Raw genomic sequence first — 21,421 nt, 5'->3', positions numbered from 1 at the left:
ATACGCTAATTTTAGAATTATGAAAAATGAACTTAAAAAAGGATTTTACTTTAAGACTTACGAGGCTCCTTTTCAGTCACCGTTCGATAAACTTTTTGGTATTTTTAAAGAACTCCTTACCCATACTTCGGGCGATTTTGATGAAGCAATTAGCTGGCTTCGCGAGTTAGATGACGAGTACCAGCTAACCGATGATACATACACCATTGATGATTTTATAGAAGACCTTAAGAAAAAAGGCTATATAAAAGAAGAACTTCAAGATGACGGCTCTTCAAATATTGGAATTACAGCCAAGACAGAAAGAGCAATTCGCCAGCAAGCTTTAGATCAAATTTTTGGGAATTTAAAGCGTTCGGGGGCGGGAAACCATAAAACAAAATTTTCAGGAAACGGAGACGAACATACTGGTGAATACCGAGAATTTCGTTTTGGCGATGCTTTGGAACAGATTTCCTTAACCGAAAGTTTAAAAAATGCACAAATCAATAATGGTTTAAACGGTTTTAAATTAACCGAAAATGATTTGATTGTCGAAGAAGCGCAATACAAAGCTCAAATGAGCACTGTTTTGATGATTGATATTAGTCACAGTATGATTTTATACGGCGAAGACCGAATTACTCCGGCTAAAAAAGTGGCTATGGCTTTGGCCGAGTTAATTACGACTCGTTACCCAAAAGACACCTTAGATATTTTGGTTTTTGGTAATGATGCTTGGACTATTTCGATTAAAGATTTACCCTATTTAAAAGTCGGACCTTACCATACCAACACCGTGGCTGGTTTACAATTGGCAATGGATATTTTGCGTCGTAAACGAAATACCAATAAACAAATATTCATGATTACAGATGGTAAACCAAGTTGCGTGAGAGAACGCGACGGCAGTTATTATATGAACAGTAATGGTTTAGACGAATATATTGTAGATAAGTGTTACACACAAGCCCAACAAGCTCGAAAATTACATATTCCTATAACTACCTTTATGATTGCGCAGGATCCTTATTTGCAGCGATTTGTGAATCATTTTACCGAAGCCAATCAAGGTAAAGCCTTTTACACGGGCTTAAAAGGTTTAGGAGAAATGATTTTTGAAGATTACGAAACAAATAGAAAAAAGCGGGTAAAGTAAGAAGTTGCTGATAGGTCATCTTTTTTAGAAGTAAAGCCGCAAAGAGACAAAGCGCTTTACTAATTTATGAATTCGAAAGCCGTTGATCATCAATTACAAATAAACATATTGAATTTTTAAATCATTTAATTTTTCAATTTTTAATCAAATAAAATGGATATAAAAAAAATAAATACATTAGGCGAATTAAAAAAATCGGGCTACCAAAGTAAATCGATTAAAGAAGAATTACGTTCTAATTTAATTGAAAAGATCAAAACGGGAAAACCGGTTTTTGAAGGGGTTCACGGTTTTGAAAATAGTGTAATACCGGAACTGGAGCGCGCTATTTTATCCAAACATAATATTAATTTACTAGGACTTCGCGGACAAGCAAAGACCCGATTGGCTCGCAAAATGATTGAATTATTGGATGAATATATTCCCTATGTAGAAGGTTCCGAAATAAACGACGATCCGTTTAATCCCATTTCTAGGTTTGCTAAAAATCTAATTGCAGATGAAGGAGATGAAACGCCAATTATTTGGTTGCATCGCTCGGAACGTTTTTTCGAAAAATTAGCCACACCCGATGTAACTGTTGCCGATTTAATTGGTGATTTGGATCCGATAAAAGCGGCCAATTTAAAACTTTCTTATGCTGATGAAAAAGTGATTCATTTCGGAATGATTCCGCGCGCCAATCGCTGTATTTTTGTTATCAACGAATTACCCGATTTACAAGCTCGAATTCAGGTTGCCTTGTTTAATATTTTGCAAGAAGGCGATATTCAAATTCGAGGTTTTAAATTGCGATTGGCTTTGGATATCCAATTTGTATTTACAGCAAATCCTGAAGATTATACCAATAGAGGCAGTATCGTAACGCCTTTAAAAGACCGAATTGGTTCGCAAATACTTACGCATTATCCCGAAAATATTAACATTGCTAAAACCATAACAGCGCAAGAAGTTACGTTGGATAGTTTTCAAAATAACTTGGTTTATGTTCCTAGTTTAGCCAGAGATATTTTAGAACAAATTAGTTTTGAAGCACGTGAAAGCGAATATATTGATCATAAAAGTGGTGTAAGTGCGCGAATGAGTATTACTGCTTTTGAAAACTTGCTAAGCACTGCCGAACGGAGAGCATTGCTTTCGGGGGTAAATCAAACTACTATTCGTTTGAGTGATTTTGTTGGGATCATTCCTGCCATTACAGGAAAAGTTGAATTGGTTTATGAAGGCGAACAAGAAGGAGCTGCAGAAGTGGCGCAACTTTTAATTAATAGTGCAATACGAACTTTGTTTTCGGAATATTTTCCAAAGATTGAAAAATTAGAACGGCCAGATGCGGTAACACCTTATACCGAAATTGTTGAATGGTTTTTTACCGAAAGTGGTTTTGAACTTTTAGACAATGCTTCGGAAGAAGAATACAAAAAAGCGCTCGACGCTGTATCGCCTTTAAATCAATTACTTAAAAAATACCAACCCAATCTAGAGGAAAAAGATATTTATTTTATGAAAGAATTTGTACTTTGGGGATTGGTTGAATTTAAAAAACTTAGCAAAGACAGATTTGCAAAAGGTTATGAATTTAAAGATATGTACGGAAGTTATATCAGTAAATTATAAAAAAAATGCGTCAGTTATTTGACGCATTTTTAGTTTTAAAAATTATTTTGAATTTTCTTTTCTTCTTTTTCTTTCCTTTTTAATTAAGGTTAACTCGCGATTGGTTTGTCCGGCAACAGAAGTATTTTCTTCAGCACGACGAATCAAATACGGCATAACATCTTTAACAGGACCAAAAGGAAGGTATTTGGCCACATTGTATCCGTTTGCCGCTAAATTGTAGCTTATGTTATCACTCATCCCATATAATTGTCCAAACCAAATGCGCTCGTCATTCGGTTTAAGTCCGCGCGTTTGCATCATTTCCATTAATTTATACGAACTGTTCTCGTTGTGAGTTCCTGCAAAAATGCACATTTTGTCAATATGATCTAACATATAAGCCACGGTTGCATCATAATTGATATCAGTTGCTTCTTTTGAAACACAAATAGGGGAAACGTAATCAAGTTCTTCGGCTCGTGCATTTTCTTTTTCCATATAAGCGCCACGAACTACTTTCATCCCAATATAGAAGCCTTCTTTTTTGGCAATTTCATGTAAGTTTTTTAAATAATCCAATCGATCCCAACGATACAATTGCAAAGTATTAAATACAATTGCTTTTTGGGTATTGTATTTACGCATCATATCTGTTACTAAATCATCGGCAGCATCTTGCATCCAGCTTTCCTCAGCATCAACCAATAAGGCTACATCTTTAGAATGCGCTTCTTTACAGACTTTATCGAAACGTTCTTTTACTCGGTTCCATTCTTCTTCTTCCGAAGAAGATAATTTTTTTGAAGCTCCGATTTTTTCAAATAATTCAAATCGACCTAAACCAGTGGGCTTAAATACTGCAAACGGAATAGCCATGCGTTCTTTAGCAAACTCAATGGTTTTTAATGTCATCACCAAAGCAGCTTCAAATTGGTCTTCTTCTTCTTTTCCTTCAACCGAATAATCCAGAACTGAAGAAACACCTTTGGTAAACATTTTATCAACAACACTTAAACAATCGTTCTCGTTAACACCACCGCAAAAATGGTCAAAAACAGTAGCACGTATTAATTTTTCAACAGGTAAATTGGCTTTTATAGCAAAATTAGTAACTGCTGTTCCGATGCGAACTAGAGGTTGGTTAGCAATCATTTTGAAAAGAAAGTAGGCACGATCAAGTTCCGTATCGCTTTTTAGCGAAAAGGCAACTTGTGTGTTATTGAAAATATTTTCCATTTTTTGTGATATTTTTGTGCAAATATAGATAGAGTTTGAAAATTATTTAGTTAAAAATGCCTTATTTTGTATTTTCAAATAACCAAAAAATAAAATGGAATTTATACAAGCCAACAACTATCCTATTCATTTTAACGAAAAGGCTTACGAAGCTTTAAACAAACATTTAAAAGAGACCAAATACTCCAAAATTTTTATAATTGTTGATACTCAAACCAACGAGCATTGCGCACCCCATTTTTTACCTTTATTAGAAACCGATTTGACCGTTGAAATTATAGAATTTGAGTCGGGCGAAATCAATAAAAATATCGATACCTGCATTGAAATATGGAAAGTTTTGACCGAATTAGGTGCCGATAGAAAATCGTTAGTAATTAATTTAGGTGGAGGAGTAGTAACCGATTTGGGTGGATTTGTAGCTTCAACCTTTAAAAGAGGACTGGATTTTATTCATATTCCAACTACTTTATTATCAATGGTTGATGCTTCTGTTGGCGGAAAAACCGGAGTAGATTTAGGTAATTTAAAAAACCAAATTGGCGTTATCAATGTGCCTTTAATGGTTTTGATTGATACCCATTATTTAGAAACGCTTCCTCAAAACGAAATGCGTTCTGGCTTGGCCGAAATGTTAAAACACGGTTTGATTTATGACAGGCAATATTGGGAACAATTTTTAGATTTAACTTCATTGGATTTTGATACTTTGGATACTTTAATTTACCGTTCGGTAGAAATTAAGAATGAAATTGTAAAACAAGATCCGACAGAAAAAAACATCCGAAAAGCACTTAATTTCGGACATACTTTAGGGCATGCCATTGAAGGTTACTTTTTAGATCACGAGGCAAAAAAGACTTTATTGCACGGTGAAGCCATCGCAATTGGAATGATTTTGGAAAGTTATATCTGTTTGCGAAAAAATTTAATTTCGGAAGCCGAATACATACAAATCAAAAAAACAATCCAAACTATTTACGAAGATGTTGATTTTGAGACGAGTGATATTGATCCGATTTTAGAATTATTGATTCACGATAAAAAGAATGAATACGGATTAATTCAGTTTGCGCTCATTGACGGAATTGGCAAAATAATTATTAATCAATCGGTTGAAAATAATTTAATTTTAGACGCTTTCAAGGATTACAAATCTTAGTCTTTTTTTAATAAAAAAGCTTTGCATTACGTTTATATTATTTTTTACATTTGCGCCAATGAAACGAACCCATAAATCAAAACAATTTAGTTCTAAGAAGAACAAAAACAATATTTCTTTATTGCGAATATTGAATCGTTTTTATGAATTATTGGGAAGCTTTTGCGCCGTTTTATTTCAATTGAAAAATACAGAACACGATAATCTAGAAATTGTATACGCTAATATTAGGGTTTGAATTTTTAAAAATGTTAAAGGATCAAAAATTAACTTTTAAATTTTTAAAATCAAATGAATACAAAATATTCGGATCTTATCAATCAAACGTACTACTTTCCTCAAGAAGAATTTAAGCTTAATAAAGACAATCTACAATTTCATAATATTGATTTAATGAAATTGGTAGAAGAATACGGTACTCCTTTAAAGTTTACCTATTTGCCACAAATTTCAAATAATATTAAAAAAGCCAAAAGTTGGTTTCGAAATGCGATGGAAAAAAACAATTACGATGGTAAATACTACTATTGTTATTGTACCAAAAGTTCGCATTTTGAATATATCATGAATGAGGCTTTTAAAAACAAAATTCACGTAGAAACTTCTTCTGCATTTGATATTAATATCGTTGAAAATTTACTTGAAAATGGTAAAATCAACAAAAATACTTTCGTAATCTGTAACGGATTTAAACGCGATCAATACATTACCAATATTGCGAGATTAATCAATAACGGGCACAAAAACACGATGCCAATTATTGATAATTACGAAGAGTTAGATTTACTTCAAAAAGAAATTAAAGGGAAATTTAAAATTGGAATTCGAATTGCAGCCGAAGAAGAACCTAAATTTGAGTTTTATACCTCTCGATTGGGAATTGGATATAAAAACATTGTGTCTTTTTATAAAAAACAAATTCAAGAAAATGAAAATTTAGAGCTTAAAATGCTGCATTTTTTCATTAATACCGGTATAAATGATACTGCATATTACTGGAACGAATTGGTAAAATGTATTAAAGTTTATATTGCTTTAAAAAAGGAATGTCCTACGTTAGATGGTTTGAATATTGGTGGCGGTTTTCCAATCAAAAATTCATTAGCATTTGAATATGATTACCAATATATGATTGATGAAATAATCAATCAGATTAAAATTGCTTGTGACGAAGCCGAAGTGGATGTTCCCGATATTTTTACGGAATTTGGTTCGTTTACTGTAGGGGAGAGTGGAGGAGCTATTTATCAGATATTATATCAAAAGCAACAAAACGATCGTGAAAAGTGGAATATGATTGATTCCTCTTTTATTACAACATTACCCGATACTTGGGCCATTAACAAACGATTTATCATGCTGGCTGTTAACCGATGGAATGATACTTACGAAAGGGTTTTATTGGGTGGTTTAACTTGTGATAGCGATGATTATTACAATTCGGAACAAAACATGAACGCTATTTATTTGCCTAAATATAACAAAGAAAAACCCTTGTATATTGGTTTTTTTAACACTGGTGCATACCAAGAAACCATTGGGGGTTATGGAGGCTTACACCATTGTTTGATTCCTCAACCGAAGCATATTTTAATTGATCGTGACGAAAATGGTATTGTAGCAACCGAAGTTTTTTCGGAACAGCAAACTTCTGATGATGTTTTAAAAATATTAGGATACCATAAAAAACAATAAAAAAATCACAATTTAAAAATGTTCTGAATTGAAAATTTAGTAATTTGCAGTAACATTATTTAAAATAAAATATAAAAAAATAGAATAATGAAAGGACCAATAAGTCAGTTTATCGAAAAACACTATTTGCATTTTAACTCGGCTGCTTTAGTGGATGCTGCCAAAGCTTACGAACAACAATTAGCCAATGGTGCTAAAATGCTTGTAAGTATGGCTGGAGCCATGAGTACTGCAGAGATAGGAAAAATTTTTGCAGAAATCATCAGACAAGATAAAGTTCAAATTATTTCATGTACTGGCGCCAATCTTGAAGAAGATATCATGAATTTGGTAGCGCATTCGCATTACGAGCGTGTACCGCATTACCGTGATTTAACTCCTCAAGAAGAATGGGATTTATTAGAAAGAGGTTTAAACCGAGTTACCGATACTTGCATTCCAGAGCATGAGGCTTTTCGTCGTTTGCAAAAACACATCTATAAAATTTGGAAAGATGCTGATGACAAAGGTGAGCGTTATTTTCCACATGAATTTATGTATAAAATGTTGCTTTCGGGGGTTTTGGAAGAATACTACGAAATTGACTTGAAAGACAGCTGGATGTATGCTGCTGCAGAGAAAAACTTACCTATCATTGTTCCCGGCTGGGAAGATAGTACAATGGGAAATATTTTTGCTTCTTATGTAATTAAAGGAGAATTAAAAGCATCAACCATGAAATCTGGAATTGAATACATGACATTTCTAGCCGATTGGTATACAAAAAACAGTGAAAACGGAATTGGTTTCTTTCAAATAGGAGGTGGTATTGCAGGAGATTTTCCTATTTGTGTAGTGCCAATGCTTTATCAAGACATGGAAATGCATGATATTCCTTTTTGGAGCTATTTCTGTCAAATTTCAGACTCTACAACAAGTTACGGTTCTTATTCAGGAGCAGTGCCTAATGAAAAAATAACCTGGGGTAAATTGGATATAAACACACCTAAATTTATTATAGAGTCCGACGCAACGATTGTTGCGCCATTAATTTTTGCATATTTATTAGATTTATAGAATAACTTTATGAAAAGAGTAATAGTTGATTACGCAAAACTGACCAATGAAATTTTAAATCTTTTAGTCGAAAAATTTCCTGATGGTTACGATGATTCGGATGTAATCCGTTTTAAAAATGCTAAAAACGAACTTGTTGAAGCAGTGGAAGTGCGTACTGAGGATACCATTTATTTGGTAAAAATTAGCACCAAACTGGCCGATAGAATTGAAAATTATGATGAGGATGATGATATTGATGCAGATGTAGATACTATTGAACCAATAAAAGGTTTAGACTTGGTGGATGATATCAATGATGATGATGAAGATGAAGAAACGGATTCGGATAAACCAGATGTTGATGGGGATGATGAAGATGAAGAGGACAAAGAAATCCTAGATGAGGACGATGAAGATGATGATGAATAATAACTATAGGTTAAAAAAGATAAAAGAGGGCAATGGCTCTCTTTTTTTTTGGAAAATTTTAATATTTGGTAAAATTAATCAAATATGCTTTAACATTGTCTTTATCCTAAAATAATGCATAGATGATTAAATAGAAATCAACTTTTGAGCAATATCAATGATTATTACACATATGTTAAGCCATTAAATTCAGTAAACATGGGAATTATATAACTACAAATAGAAAGGTTTTATGAAATGTATTGTTAAATTTGTTTAATAATTTAAAATATTTATCGATATTTACTTACAAAATACAAACTAAATTTTATTAAACATGAAAAAAACAATCACTTCTTTATCAGTATTACTACTGTCTTTTGCAGCTCAAGCACAAACAGCCACAGAGTCAGAGATGGCAAATAATAATGATTATAACCATTGGTCTATCGAATTAAATGGTGGATTAAACAAACCTTTTAGAACTTTTACACCTGGATATTATACAGAATCAATTAGTCCATGGCATGGAGACGTAGGTGTACGATATATGTTCAATCCAAAGTTCGGTTTGAAATTAGATTACGGATATGATCAATTTTCGGAGGCGGATACTTCATTAGAATTTGATAGCCGTTACATGAGATTAGATTTACAAGGTGTTGTGAATTTAGGGAGAACTTTAAATTTTGAAACTTGGACAAACACTTTGAGTTTATTAGCTCATGGAGGTTTTGGTGTGGGTCAATTAACCGCAGATGACGGATTCGATGGTGAAGATTATACTGCTAATGCTATTATGGGTCTTACCGGTCAGATAAGGTTAGGAAACCGTGTAGCCTTAACAGGTGATTTATCGGGTATTATGAATCTTAAACAAAATCAAAATTTTGATGGAATGTCAAGGGCTAGAACTAGTGGAGTAGATGGTGTTATATTGAACGCATCTGTTGGTTTGACTTTCTATCTTGGTAAAAACGAAAAACACGCTGATTGGGTGGTTGAAGCGGATAAATATTCAGATTTTGATCGTAGACTTAGTTTAGTAGAAACGGGTCTAGTTGATAGCGACAAAGATGGTGTTGCTGATTTATATGATTTAGAACCAAACAGTATTGCAGGTGTTGCTGTTAATACTAAAGGGCAATCTATTGATAATAACCAAAATGGGGTTCCAGATGAGTTAGAAAGCTATTTACAAAGTACTTACGGTCAAAATAACAGTGCAGCTAATGGTACTGTTGAGGAGTTAATTAATGATGGTTACGTAAATGTTTATTTCGACTTTAATTCTTCTAAACCAACTAATGCTTCTTTATCTGGTGTTGATTTCTTAGTGAAATACATGAAAAATAATCCTTCTTCTACTGCTGAGATTATTGGTTATGCTGATGAAATTGGTAATTCGGATTACAACCAACAATTATCTCAAAAAAGAGCAGAAGCTGTTAAAAGTGTAGTTACGCAAGCAGGAATTGATGCTTCTAGATTAACAGTTTCAGGTAATGGAGAAGATACATCAGTGAATAAAAATTCTGCTGAAGCTCGTCAAATAGTAAGAAGGGTTACCTTTAAAGTGAAAAACTAAATATATATATTCTTATATTTTGTATAAAACTGCTCCTTTTAGGGGCAGTTTTTTTATATACTAGTTTTAATTAATTGCTTTTTTTATTTTTTGGTAAAATAACATTTTTAATAACCTACCAAACTTACTTTAATCGATACATTTATATGTTATGAAGGTTAGCTATTTTACGTTAGAATTTTCTTTAATTTTATATAAAATAAAAATTTTAATTAATCAGTGTATAGTAAGTTTAAATACGTATATTTGCATTAAGTATTTTTACTTAGTTTTGAAAATACATAATCGTCATGATACAAGTTGACCAAGCATTACATATCATTCAGGAAAATAGCTTTAAAATGAGAGCTGTCAAACTTAAGGTGAATAAAGCCTTGGGTTTTGTGTTAGCTGAAACCGTTTTTTCGCCTATTAATATGCCTCCGTTTAGGCAATCGGCAATGGATGGTTATGCTTTTGTGCAAGGTGAAGATGAATATTATAAAGTAATAGGTGGTATTCAAGCGGGTAGTCACAGTGATCCACATTTGCAAGAAAACGAAGCGATACGTATTTTCACGGGTGCTTATGTACCGAATCATGCTGATACAGTGGTAATGCAGGAACATGTAAAAAGGGAAGAGGATTTAATAACAATTGAAAAAATGCCTCAAAAAGGTGCAAATATTCGTGCCAAAGGCGAGCAAGTAGAAAAAGGAGCACTTGTTTTAGAAAAAGATACCGTCTTAAGTCCAGCAGCTATTGGGTATTTGGCTTGTTTGGGAATAATAGATGTTTTAGTTTATCAGCAACCAAAAGTAGCTATTTTGGTTACAGGGAGCGAGTTAATTGAACCGGGAAAAAAACTAAAAAAAGGTAAGATTTTTGAAAGTAATTCCGTTATGTTGCAAGCCGCATTGATCAGTATTGGAATAAGAAAAACTAAAGTTTTCAGAGTAAAAGATAAATTGAAGTCAACTAAAAAAGCAATAAAAAAGCTTTTATCTAATTTTGACGTTATTTTAATTTCTGGCGGAATTTCGGTTGGTGACTATGATTTTGTTAAAGAGGCATTAGTGAAAAATGATGTCGAAGAATTGTTTTATAAAATCAATCAAAAACCTGGAAAACCTTTATTCTTCGGAAAAAAGGGAGAGAAATTAGTTTTTGCATTGCCGGGAAATCCAGCTTCTTCTTTAACTAGTTTTTACGTGTATGTTTTACCCGCCTTAAAAAAAAGAATGGGATTTGAAGAAATTCATCAAACTGAAATCCTTCGAAAGTCAAATGCTACAATTCAAAATCCTAACGGGAAAACATTATTTCTTAAAGGATTATATGATGGAACGCATGTGACTGTTTTAGAAAGTCAAAGTTCAGCCATGTTAAATACGTTTGCAATTGCAAATTGTTTAGTCGTTGTCCCTTACGATACTACTCAAATAAGAAAAAATCAGTTCGTTAGATTATTACCCTTAAATTAATACAAATGAAACCAATTACCGTATTTATATTATGTGGTGGAAAAAGCACTCGAATGCAAGCAGAAAAAGGGTTGGTATTATTTAGAGATAAACCTTTTATTGAGCATATTATAGCGGCTGTTTTGCCTATTTCTAAAAATATTGTTTTGGTGACTAATGGCACGGAATATGATTATTTACCTTATAAAAAAATTAATGATGTAGCAATAGATAAAGGGCCACTAGGGGGGATTTACACCGCTCTAAGGTTTACAGAAACCGAAAGTAATTTGATTTTAAGCTGCGATATTCCGTTGATTTCAACCGAATTATTAATGGATTTAATCCAAAAACATGATGAAGCGGCTGCAATAACAACATTGGCTTCTGAATCGAAAATGCATCCGTTAATAGGAATTTATTCTAAAAATGTAGTTTCTAAAGCGCAAGAAGCAATTAATGCCAATCAGTTAAAAGTGATGAATTTTGTGGTTTCTGTACCCCATCAAATAATTCGTTTTGATGAAAATCAAGAATATTTAGTCACAAACATTAATTCGATAGATGAATTGGAACAATTAACTAATAAATTAAGCTAATTATGAAAACAAGTAAAAAACCCGTTTTAACCGTTGTAGGAGCAGGGCCAGGTGATGTAGATTTGATAACGATTAAGGCTATAAAAGCATTAGAAAATGCGGATGTTGTTTTATATGATGCTTTAGTCAACGAAGAATTATTACAATACGCACCCCAAGCCGAAATAATTTTTGTTGGAAAACGTTTGGGTTGTCATGCCTATACCCAAGATCAAATTAATGAATTAATTGTGGTTATGGCGCAAAAATACGGACATGTGGTACGTTTAAAAGGAGGTGACCCATTTGTATTTGGAAGAGGTAGTGAAGAAATCGAATATGCTCAATCTTTTGGTTTGGAAACTGCTGTGGTTCCCGGAATTTCTTCGGCTTTAGGTGTGCCAGCCTCAAATGGAATAAGTTTAACACAACGCGGAATCTCAGAAAGTTTTTGGGTAATTACCGGAACAACATCGGCACATAAACTTTCAAAAGACGTATATTTAGCCTCTAAATCGGCAGCTACAGTGGTTATTTTGATGGGAATGCACAAACTAGAAGAAATAATTGCAATTTATCAAGAAAATAGAACTGATGATTTACCGGTAGCCATTATTCAAAACGGTACTAAAAATTCAGAACAAAAAGTAATTGGTACTGTAAATACGATTAGTAAATTAGTAGCCGAAAAAAATATAGCTTCGCCGGCAATTATTGTAATTGGAGAAGTAGTTAAACATTCTTCTAATTTCAATGCTTATTTTGAAGAAAGTTTTATAAAAGATGAATTTATCATTCAAAATTTAAATTTATAATAATGATTGAAGTTAAGTATTTTGGTGCCGTTGCTGAAAAAACAAAATGTGATAAAGAAACATTCGATTTTGAATCTATTTCTTTGTCCCAAATAGTGGCAGACTTACATCAAAAACATCAATTAGAATCTATTACATATAGTGTTGCTGTAAACCAAAAAATTGTGGCAGATTTAGAACAATATTTTTTGCAATCTAATGATACTATAGCGCTTTTACCACCTTTTGCTGGAGGTTAATCAAATAAAAATGAGTTCACGTTACAACAGACAAGTCATCTTACCACAAATTGGTACAACTGGTCAGGAAAAACTCCAAAATGCTAAAGTTCTTCTGATCGGTGCGGGTGGCTTAGGCGCAACCATTTTACCCTATTTAACTGCCGCAGGTATTGGAAAAATTGGTATTGTGGATGTCGATAAAATTGAAATTACCAATTTACAAAGACAGGTTATTTATACGACTGATGGCATTGGGAAAAGTAAAGTTCAGGAAGCGAAAAAGAGCATGAATGCGCTCAATAGCGATTGCGAAATTATTGCCTACGAAATGCTTTTTTCAGCCGAAAATGCTTTAGAATTGGTAGAAAAATATGATGTTATAATTGATGGAACCGATAATATTGCAACAAAATATTTAATTAATGATGCTTGTGTAGTGAAAAACAAACCTTTGGTCTATGGTTCCGTTTATCGATTTGAAGGGCAAGTAGCTGTTTTTAATTATCAAAATGGGCCAACTTACCGCTGTTTATATCCTAACGAAAACAGGAATTCGATGAATTGCGTTGAAGCAGGAGTATTGGGTGTTTCGGTTGGAATAATCGGTATGTTACAAGCTAATGAAGTTTTAAAAATACTTTTAGGAATTGGAGAAGTAATTACTGGTAGCGTTTTGATTTATAATTGTTTAAGTAACTTACAAGAAAAATTTTCGTTTGCAAAAAAAGAAGTATATATTCAATCTGAAGCAGAATTTAGAAACCATTTTAAAACTACAGAAGATAACAGTAGGACTATTGAAATTACTACTATAATGTCAAAAATATCTTCTAAAAACGTACTGTTTTTGGATGTCCGTAATTCGGATGAATTGCCTTTAGTTGAATTTGAAAATTGTATTCAAATTCCATTATCAGAGTTAGAAGAAAAACATAGTATTTTGGATAAATCAAAAGAAATAATTGTTTTTTGCCAATCTGGAATTCGAAGTAAAATGGCGGCAGAAATGCTTCAAAAAAGAAACTTTAAAAACATAATAAATTGTGAGTTTGGAGCACAAGCTTTGGTTACACTACTAAAAGAGAATAAAGTTAGTTCTCACTAAAAATAATAAAATGAGTAAAAATGTATTTGTTGACGGCCCAATAGCGCCAAGTTTTATAGCCGATTCGATTGCGAAACACCAAACGAAGCATACCATTGGGGCCCACAATATTTTTTTAGGTCAAGTTCGAGCAGATGTTATTCACGAAAATAGAGTGGTAGCCATTGAATATTCTGCTTACACTGACATGGCTAACGAGGCCTTGCATGCCATAAGAGAAAAGGCATTCAAAAAATTTGATCTTACTTGTATGCACATTTACCATAGCATCGGAAAAGTAAATGCGGGTGAAATTTGCTTGTTTGTTTTTGTTTCGGCTCCTCGAAGAAAACAAGTGTATGAAGCTACAGAGAACATCGTTAATTGGATAAAAACCGATGTGCCTATTTTTGGAAAAGAGCTTTTTGAAAACGATACTTTTACTTGGAAAAAAAATTCATAAATGGTTGATATAACCCACAAAATAAATACGTTAAGAAGTGCTACTGCAACTGCCACTGTAATTGTGAGTTCCCAAGACACAATAGATGCTATTCAGCAAAATTTAGTGCCAAAAGGTAATGTATTGGAAATGGCTAAAACAGCAGGTTTATTTGCGGTGAAGAATACCCATCTCGCAATTCCAGATTGCCATCCGTTGCCGATAGAGTTTACGGGTGTTGCTTATGAAATTGAAGTTTTGCATATTACCATTTTATTTACGGTAAAAACGGTTTATAAAACAGGAGTGGAGGTAGAGGCTATGCACGGTGCGTCAATAGTGGCATTAACTATGTACGATATGCTCAAACCAATTGATAAAAACATAGAAATTGGCTCGATTAAATTATTAGAAAAAAAAGGGGGTAAATCCTCTTATAAAAATAAATTTAGAAATACAATTCAAGCCGCAGTGTTTGTATGTTCAGACTCTATTTTTGCTGCTGAAAAAGAAGATCGTTCTGGCAAAATAATTGTTGAAAAATTAGAAAATTGCGAAGTTGAAACTTCCCATTACGAAGTAATACCAGATGAATTTGAGATTATTCAAGAGCGAGTTAAAACCTTTAGCAAAGAGAACCAATTGGTTATTTTTACGGGTGGAACTGGTCTTTCACCACGAGATGTCACGCCCGAAGCTCTTATTCCGCTTTTAGACGAACGTATTGCAGGAATTGAAGAAGCCATTCGCAATTATGGGCAACAGCGCATGCCTTATGCCATGTTATCTAGAACGGTTGCGGGCATAATAGGCAAAACAATTGTTTTAGGACTTCCGGGTTCAAGGAATGGAGCGAAAGAATCTATGGATGCAGTTTTTCCTCATATTCTGCATGCATTTCATATTTTAAAAGGAAAAAATCATGACAACCTCTAATACGGTTTTAACGGATAATTTTGGGCGCTTGCACAATTATTTGCGTATTTCTTTGATAGAAAAATGCAATTTAAGATGTACTTATTGCATGCCTGCCGAAGGAATTCCGTTATCGCCTAAAAAAGAGTTGATGACTGCTGATGAAATTTTTCAAATAGCACAAATTTTTGTAAATCATGGAGTTGATAAAATTAGACTAACAGGAGGTGAGCCTTTACTTAGAAAAGATTTTCCTGAAATTTGCTCCAAACTAGCCCAACTTAATACCAATTTATCTATTACCACAAACGGTATTTTAATTGATCGTTATTTTGATGTTTTGAAATCAGCTCAAATAGAGTCGGTTAATATTAGTTTGGATACTTTGATTGCTTCTAAATTTAATACCATTACGTTGAGAGATCAGTTTGATAAAGTAATGTCTAATTTACAACTTTTAATTGCTCACGATTTTAAAGTAAAAATCAATGTGGTTTTAATGCGTGGTTTTAATGAGAATGAAATAGTTGATTTTATCAAACTGACCCACCTTTTGCCGATTTCGATACGGTTTATAGAATTTATGCCTTTTGCCGGAAATCAATGGGATAAAAGTAAAATGGTTAACGAAATGGAAATTTTAGAACAAGCCACTTCTTATTTTGCTCCTGAAAAGGTTAGCAAACTTACCGATGAAAAAAACTTTACGGCACGCAAATTTCAAATAAAAGGTTTTACGGGTGATTTCGGAATTATTAGTTCGATAACCAATCCGTTTTGTGACGGATGTAATCGCATTCGATTAACGGCAAATGGGAAAATTAAAAATTGTCTTTTTTCGAATGAAGAAACGGATTTACTTACTTCTTTGAGAAATGGTGCCGATTTACCAGAATTAATTTCGAATTGTTTGCAAAAAAAATTCAAAACCCGTTCAGGCATGTCTACTTCCGAAAAAATGAATGATCCTAAATTACACTTTGACAACAGGAGTATGATTGCTATTGGCGGGTAATTTCAATGCTAATTGGTTCAATTTTTTTAAAACTGCTTTTGGGCGCTTCGCATAAAGAACAATGGTAATCGGCGGGTAAATATTCAAATTTTATACCTTTCGGAATTTCTTGACTTGGATCGCCGTATTCTGGGCTATAATGGGTTAAACATTCCGAACATTGGTACAATTCAACCGTAATTTTTTCGTTAGTTGTGGTCAATTTGGCATCTTCGTTATCCAAAGCATTTCCTAATTCTTCAAAATATTTTTTACTCAACTCAATCAAAATTGTAGGCAATTCAAGCTTATCAATATCTTGCGAGTGAATAATATAATTTCGTGTATTGGCATCAAAATTTTTTGCGTATAAAACATTAAATGTATCTCGAATTTTGATAGATTCTAAATCTTTTGGCAATAGATTTTTTTCAATTACAATGGATGTAAAATAATGACCTTCTCGGTTATAATCCGAAATTCCGAACGTCAGTCCGTATGTACTAATATCAAATTGATCTAATGTTCTAACCAAAAAAGTTTTTAAATTTAAAGCCCATTCTGTAGCAACTGGAAGGTGCCAATTTAATTCTAAAAGAGAATGACGTACATTAATTCCACGTTTCCCTAAGAATTTTTCCCACTCTAATTTTCGACTTTTCGGAATTCCTTTTACGATAAACGATTTCCAAGGAGTAATGCAAATTTTCCCAATTTTACAATCGAAACACAAATCGCACATTTCTTTCAAGAATTCCAAATCGTATAAATTATTTCTCCAATAAAGGCCTAACCAATATTGATCAATCCCAAACTTATTCATTCCTTCATAATACGGAAATGGATAAAAAGGAATTTGTAGTGTTTTTTTAATCGTTCGATTATTGGTGTCCAAATTTTCGCTTACTAAAGAAAAAAGCATATCAATACCATACGAATCTTCTTCAATAAGACGTTCAATTTCGTAATAAATAGTAGCCAAATCCCAACTATAAATAAGTGCAGGATACACTTCCATTCGTTGCCAGTTGGGTAATCGTATGTACAAATACCAATAATCTTCGTTTTCGGAAGCTATAAAATTGATATGACCTGTAAATAACGGAACTAGCTGCTGCAGCGGATCGGTTATATTGACTTTTAATTTAGGTTGTTCTTTGAATTGTTCGAGCACATACAAAAATTTGTTACCTGTAAGCCAGTTTGTATTTCTAAAAATATCAGTTGAAACATATGACGAAACAATGTTTTGACCCGAGTTTTCGTTGGGAACAATAAAATAGTTTTTTCCTAATTTTTCTTTTCCTTGCGGATTGAAATCTTTTGGAAAAATAATATCTTGTCTGGAACCAAACGAAATCGATTCTAAACCCTGTTCAGCGGCCATAGTAACTACTTCTTTTAATTCGCCTGGTGAAATGACACCTCCTTTTACAATGAGTCTTGTTAATTCCATGATGGTACAGTTTTGTATAACTTACTTTTTAAATGCACTTGGCTAATAATTCTTTTACCTCGGTTTTACAGCTTCCGCAGCCCAATCCAGCGCCTGTATTTTTGCACAAATCGGTGAAATTGGTTACGCCGCTTCGTATGGTTTCTTCAATATTTCCGCTTCCCACTTGACTGCAAGAACATACCAATTTGCCTATAACAGGTTTAGCATCAGATTTTCCTCGTAATAAACTATTTCGTTTATCGGCCAATTCGGTTTTGGTTTCAATCATGGTTTTAAACTCGGCAAATTCGTTTTTATCTCCCATCAAAATGGCACCAACCAGCAAATCATCTTTAACGATGCATTTTTTGTAATAATGTTGTTTTAAATCAGCAAAAACAATTTCTTCGTAAGAATCGTCGTTAGCCGGAATTTCGACTTGACCAATGCTACACAAGTTTATATCTTCTAATTTTAAGATGTTCATGAGTACCGAACCTTTATAAAAACTTCCGATATCTCCCGCTAAATAATTAGCCAAAATATCTGCTTGTTCTTCGGCGGCCGATGTAATTCCGAATAATTGTCCGTTAAATTCGGCAATTTCACCCAAGGCATAAATATTTGGGTTGGACGATTGCATGTATTGATTCACTTTTACACCGCGTCCGCAAACTAGTCCGGCTTCTTTGGCAATTTCAATGTTTGGAATTGTTCCAATACTGTAAACAATGGCGTTAGCGGTAAGAATACGGCCGCTTTTTAAAGCAATTTCAATTTCGTTTTGATTATCCGTTTCAAAAACAGTGCTAACTTCATTATCAAAATAAATTTGAATATCTCTAGATTGGACTTCTTCGGCTAATAACTTACTCGAAATACGATCTAATTGGCGTTCCATCAAGCGTGAAGCACGTTGTATGATGGTGATTTTTACCTTTTTATGTTTTAACGCTGCAGCCAATTCTAGCCCTAATAATCCGCCTCCAATAATAACAACATGTTGGTCTTGAGGAGCTAATTTTGTTGCATTTAAATAATTTTTTAAACGGTCGGCATCTTCTTTTTTGCGCATCGTAAATCGGCCAGGTAAATGCAATTGTGCATTTTCAGGTACAAAAGGTCGGCTTCCAGTGGCGAGTAAAAGAATGTCGTAGGTGTGCTTTTTATTGGTGCTATCCGTAATTATTTTTAGATTAGAATCTATTGCATTAATAACCACACCTGTGTGCATGGTGATGTTTAATTTATTCAACTCGGCACCATCTTTAACTTTTAAAAGTTGTTCCCAAGAAAACTCGCCCGTCATGTATTCAGGCAAAAGCACTCTGTTGTAAAAAGGATTGGTTTCGTTCGAAAAAACGATGATTTCATCCTGTGGATTCAGTTCTCTGTAATTTTGAATAAATCGAAAAGCCGCAGCTCCAGCTCCTACAATTGCAATTTTTTGTACCGGTTTTTTGTATTTTTTTACCGAAACAGAAGTGAATTTAAAATCGGGTTCTTTGGAAATCGGATCGATTAACGTATTGGTTAAATTGTTAGTTCGGTTTAAATCATTTTCGAGTTTTTTCCCCCAATGCATAGGCAAAAATACTACTTTCTCTCGAATAGCATCTGTGATTTTTGCTTTAACCCTAACATTTCCATTTTCACTGTTTACCTCTACAATATCACCATCTTGAATATTGTTTTTAAAAGCATCAATCGGATTTATTTCGAGTGTTGGAGTGGGAGTATGCGTCATTAAACGAGCTACTTTTCCCGTTTTTGTCATCGTATGCCATTGATCGCGCACCCTTCCGGTGGTTAAAATAAAAGGGAATTTATCATTGGGTTGCACCGATTTATTTTCGATGCTCGATGGCAAATTAAATATGGCTTTTTGAGAGGGTGTATAAAATTTTTTGTCGGTAAACAAACGAGGCGTTCCAGGATGTCCATAATCAGGAACAGGCCATTGAAAAGTACCTTCATTTTTTAAACGGCTATAATTTAGAAAGGAAATGTCAATATTGGTGTTTTTGGTTAGCGCGCAATGTTCGGCGTAAATTTCCTCGGCAGTATTAAAATTGAAACCATTAAAATTCATTTTTTTGGCAAAACGAATTAAAATTTCAATATCAGGTAAAGCTTCTCCAGGTGGATTTATACCTTTTGGTAAATATGAAATTCGGCGTTCGGAATTGGTCATTGTACCTTCTTTTTCTAACCATCCTGCAGCCGGAAGCAATAAATCGGCAAATTTGGCTGTATCGGCATTATGCGAAATATCTTGAACAACGACAAATTTTGCTTTTTTTAATGCATTTTCAACTTTTCTAGAATCGGGTAAACTCACTAATGGATTGGTACAAATAATCCAAACCGCTTTCATTTTTCCAGATTCTAAAGCTTCGAACATTTCGGTAGCCGTTAAACCTGGTTTTTCCGAAATAGTATCCACTCCCCAAAAATCTGCCACTTCTTGGCGGTGTTCTGGATTTGCTAGTTCTTTATGAGCTGCTAATAAACTAGCCATTCCGCCCACTTCACGTCCACCCATGGCATTTGGTTGTCCGGTTAAAGAAAAAGGGCCTGAACCCGGTTTTCCAACATGTCCTGTGAGCAACGAAATATTTAGCAACGCAGTATTTTTATCCACTCCTACAACACTTTGATTAAGTCCCATAGCCCAAAGGGTAATAAAACCTTTAGCTTTTCCAATTAAGTCAGCAGTAAGGTTAATATCTGCAATAGAAATTCCACATAATTTTGAAGCTTTTTCTAAAGAAGTGCTTAAAATTAAATCTTTATAGGCATTGAAATTTTCCGTATTATTTCGAACAAAATCATGGTCTACATATCCTTTTTCGATGATTTTTTTGGCGATGGCGTGATATAAAATCACATCCGATCCAGGAATAATTTGCAAATGTAAATCTGCCGCTGCCGCAGTATCGGTTCTGCGTGGGTCAATTACAATGACTTTTACTTTGGGATTTTTCTCTTTGTGTTGTTCTAAACGGCGATACAAAATAGGGTGACACCATGCAGGATTGGCACCTGTGATTAAAAAGGTATCCGCTAATTCAATATCTTCATAGGCAATAGGCACCGAATCTTCTCCGAAGGTTTTTTTATAACCCACTACCGCCGAACTCATACACAAACGAGAGTTAGTATCAATATTATTAGTTTTTAAAAAACCTTTAACTAACTTATTTACTAAATAATATTCTTCGGTCAAACATTGCCCTGAGATATAAAAACCAACGCTGTCTGGACCATATTTTTTTATTATGGATGAAAAAACTGCAGCAGCTCTATCCAAAGCATCATCCCAACTGACTTGTTCCAAAGGTTGGTTTTTACTCCATCGCATTTCGGGGTGCAAAATACGGTCGGAAGTATCGTTAACTACATAATGCAAATTTCTTCCTTTAGAACATAACATCCCACGATTAACGGGGTGGTCTTGGTCACCTCTAATACTTACACCATTTTGACTGTCTTTAGTTACGATAATTCCGCAACCAACACCACAATAGGAACACGTAGTTTTGATTTCAGTATTTTGCATTTGGTTAGTTTTTTAACGGTTTTTATATTCATTGTCTGAATTATCACATTCTAAAAACAAAAATAC

General features: G+C 33.7%; 18 protein-coding genes. 15 read left to right on the top strand and 3 right to left on the bottom strand.

Features of this window, described 5'->3' with window-relative positions; genetic code table 11:
- The first annotated feature begins 19 nt into the window (after window positions 1-19).
- Both I5M07_RS01890 and I5M07_RS01885 read left to right on the top strand, forming a co-directional pair.
- Complete coding sequence (locus tag I5M07_RS01890) at window positions 20-1,138, top strand: vWA domain-containing protein (protein WP_200104497.1); 1,119 nt, start codon at window positions 20-22, stop codon at window positions 1,136-1,138.
- A 153-nt stretch (window positions 1,139-1,291) separates the two neighbouring features.
- A complete protein-coding gene (locus I5M07_RS01885) occupies window positions 1,292-2,755 on the top strand; it encodes an AAA family ATPase (protein ID WP_200104496.1) in 1,464 nt (487 codons plus the stop codon).
- 42 nt (window positions 2,756-2,797) lie between these two features.
- On the opposite strand, the gene I5M07_RS01880 is transcribed toward I5M07_RS01885, so the two are convergent.
- Entirely contained in the window at window positions 2,798-3,973 is a 1,176-nt protein-coding gene (locus tag I5M07_RS01880) for a proline dehydrogenase family protein (RefSeq protein ID WP_200104495.1), read from the bottom strand.
- A 94-nt stretch (window positions 3,974-4,067) separates the two neighbouring features.
- On the opposite strand from I5M07_RS01880, the gene aroB reads away from it, so the two are divergent.
- The 13 genes from aroB (at window position 4,068) to moaA (ending at window position 16,376) form a co-directional block, all read left to right on the top strand.
- Complete coding sequence (aroB, locus tag I5M07_RS01875) at window positions 4,068-5,135, top strand: 3-dehydroquinate synthase (RefSeq protein ID WP_200104494.1); 1,068 nt, start codon at window positions 4,068-4,070, stop codon at window positions 5,133-5,135.
- Between the two features lie 291 nt (window positions 5,136-5,426).
- Window positions 5,427-6,830, top strand: coding sequence for a type III PLP-dependent enzyme domain-containing protein (locus I5M07_RS01870; protein ID WP_200104493.1), 1,404 nt, complete (start codon window positions 5,427-5,429; stop codon window positions 6,828-6,830).
- An 87-nt stretch (window positions 6,831-6,917) separates the two neighbouring features.
- Window positions 6,918-7,886, top strand: a complete 969-nt coding sequence (locus I5M07_RS01865; protein WP_200104492.1) for a deoxyhypusine synthase family protein — start codon at window positions 6,918-6,920, stop codon at window positions 7,884-7,886.
- Window positions 7,887-7,895: 9 nt separating this feature from the next.
- Window positions 7,896-8,297, top strand: a complete 402-nt coding sequence (locus I5M07_RS01860) for a DNA primase (protein WP_200104491.1) — start codon at window positions 7,896-7,898, stop codon at window positions 8,295-8,297.
- A gap of 316 nt (window positions 8,298-8,613) precedes the next feature.
- Window positions 8,614-9,864 (top strand): OmpA family protein, encoded by a 1,251-nt coding sequence (locus tag I5M07_RS01855; protein WP_200104490.1) that lies wholly within the window; start codon window positions 8,614-8,616, stop codon window positions 9,862-9,864.
- Window positions 9,865-10,154: 290 nt separating this feature from the next.
- A complete protein-coding gene (locus tag I5M07_RS01850; protein WP_200104489.1) occupies window positions 10,155-11,327 on the top strand; it encodes a molybdopterin molybdotransferase MoeA in 1,173 nt (390 codons plus the stop codon).
- 5 nt (window positions 11,328-11,332) lie between these two features.
- Window positions 11,333-11,905: a molybdenum cofactor guanylyltransferase gene (locus I5M07_RS01845; protein ID WP_200104488.1), complete on the top strand. Its 573-nt coding sequence runs from the start codon at window positions 11,333-11,335 to the stop codon at window positions 11,903-11,905.
- Between the two features lie 2 nt (window positions 11,906-11,907).
- Complete coding sequence (gene cobA / locus I5M07_RS01840; RefSeq protein WP_200104487.1) at window positions 11,908-12,699, top strand: uroporphyrinogen-III C-methyltransferase; 792 nt, start codon at window positions 11,908-11,910, stop codon at window positions 12,697-12,699.
- Between the two features lie 2 nt (window positions 12,700-12,701).
- Complete coding sequence (locus I5M07_RS01835) at window positions 12,702-12,938, top strand: MoaD/ThiS family protein (protein ID WP_200104486.1); 237 nt, start codon at window positions 12,702-12,704, stop codon at window positions 12,936-12,938.
- Window positions 12,939-12,948: 10 nt separating this feature from the next.
- Window positions 12,949-14,025, top strand: a complete 1,077-nt coding sequence (gene moeB, locus I5M07_RS01830) for a HesA/MoeB/ThiF family protein (protein ID WP_233621908.1) — start codon at window positions 12,949-12,951, stop codon at window positions 14,023-14,025.
- A 10-nt stretch (window positions 14,026-14,035) separates the two neighbouring features.
- The gene (locus I5M07_RS01825; protein ID WP_200104485.1) at window positions 14,036-14,467 is read left to right on the top strand and encodes a molybdenum cofactor biosynthesis protein MoaE; all 432 of its coding nucleotides are present in this window, start codon (window positions 14,036-14,038) and stop codon (window positions 14,465-14,467) included.
- Entirely contained in the window at window positions 14,468-15,382 is a 915-nt protein-coding gene (gene moaCB, locus I5M07_RS01820) for a bifunctional molybdenum cofactor biosynthesis protein MoaC/MoaB (protein ID WP_200104484.1), read from the top strand.
- A complete protein-coding gene (gene moaA / locus I5M07_RS01815) occupies window positions 15,369-16,376 on the top strand; it encodes a GTP 3',8-cyclase MoaA (RefSeq protein ID WP_200104483.1) in 1,008 nt (335 codons plus the stop codon). Before moaCB ends, moaA begins: the two co-directional genes overlap by 14 nt.
- On the opposite strand, the gene I5M07_RS01810 is transcribed toward moaA, so the two are convergent.
- Entirely contained in the window at window positions 16,363-17,811 is a 1,449-nt protein-coding gene (locus I5M07_RS01810) for a rubredoxin (protein ID WP_200104482.1), read from the bottom strand. The two genes, moaA and I5M07_RS01810, sit on opposite strands and share 14 nt — an antisense overlap.
- Window positions 17,812-17,839: 28 nt before the next feature.
- A complete protein-coding gene (locus tag I5M07_RS01805; RefSeq protein ID WP_200104481.1) occupies window positions 17,840-21,355 on the bottom strand; it encodes a nitrate reductase in 3,516 nt (1,171 codons plus the stop codon).
- Between the last annotated feature and the right edge of the window lie 66 nt (window positions 21,356-21,421).

Origin of the sequence: Flavobacterium agrisoli (genome assembly GCF_016522065.1) — a bacterium.
In the GTDB taxonomy this organism is placed as follows: Bacteria; Bacteroidota; Bacteroidia; order Flavobacteriales; family Flavobacteriaceae; genus Flavobacterium; species Flavobacterium agrisoli.
This window is presented reverse-complemented; position numbering and strand designations above follow the sequence as displayed.

Coding starts and splice junctions, on each gene's coding strand:
- I5M07_RS01890 (WP_200104497.1), top strand. CDS start 20: ATGAAAAATGAACTTAAAAAAGGATTTTACTTTAAGACTTACGAGGCT.
- I5M07_RS01885 (WP_200104496.1), top strand. CDS start 1,292: ATGGATATAAAAAAAATAAATACATTAGGCGAATTAAAAAAATCGGGC.
- I5M07_RS01880 (WP_200104495.1), bottom strand. CDS start 3,973: ATGGAAAATATTTTCAATAACACACAAGTTGCCTTTTCGCTAAAAAGC.
- aroB (WP_200104494.1), top strand. CDS start 4,068: ATGGAATTTATACAAGCCAACAACTATCCTATTCATTTTAACGAAAAG.
- I5M07_RS01870 (WP_200104493.1), top strand. CDS start 5,427: ATGAATACAAAATATTCGGATCTTATCAATCAAACGTACTACTTTCCT.
- I5M07_RS01865 (WP_200104492.1), top strand. CDS start 6,918: ATGAAAGGACCAATAAGTCAGTTTATCGAAAAACACTATTTGCATTTT.
- I5M07_RS01860 (WP_200104491.1), top strand. CDS start 7,896: ATGAAAAGAGTAATAGTTGATTACGCAAAACTGACCAATGAAATTTTA.
- I5M07_RS01855 (WP_200104490.1), top strand. CDS start 8,614: ATGAAAAAAACAATCACTTCTTTATCAGTATTACTACTGTCTTTTGCA.
- I5M07_RS01850 (WP_200104489.1), top strand. CDS start 10,155: ATGATACAAGTTGACCAAGCATTACATATCATTCAGGAAAATAGCTTT.
- I5M07_RS01845 (WP_200104488.1), top strand. CDS start 11,333: ATGAAACCAATTACCGTATTTATATTATGTGGTGGAAAAAGCACTCGA.
- cobA (WP_200104487.1), top strand. CDS start 11,908: ATGAAAACAAGTAAAAAACCCGTTTTAACCGTTGTAGGAGCAGGGCCA.
- I5M07_RS01835 (WP_200104486.1), top strand. CDS start 12,702: ATGATTGAAGTTAAGTATTTTGGTGCCGTTGCTGAAAAAACAAAATGT.
- moeB (WP_233621908.1), top strand. CDS start 12,949: ATGAGTTCACGTTACAACAGACAAGTCATCTTACCACAAATTGGTACA.
- I5M07_RS01825 (WP_200104485.1), top strand. CDS start 14,036: ATGAGTAAAAATGTATTTGTTGACGGCCCAATAGCGCCAAGTTTTATA.
- moaCB (WP_200104484.1), top strand. CDS start 14,468: ATGGTTGATATAACCCACAAAATAAATACGTTAAGAAGTGCTACTGCA.
- moaA (WP_200104483.1), top strand. CDS start 15,369: ATGACAACCTCTAATACGGTTTTAACGGATAATTTTGGGCGCTTGCAC.
- I5M07_RS01810 (WP_200104482.1), bottom strand. CDS start 17,811: ATGGAATTAACAAGACTCATTGTAAAAGGAGGTGTCATTTCACCAGGC.
- I5M07_RS01805 (WP_200104481.1), bottom strand. CDS start 21,355: ATGCAAAATACTGAAATCAAAACTACGTGTTCCTATTGTGGTGTTGGT.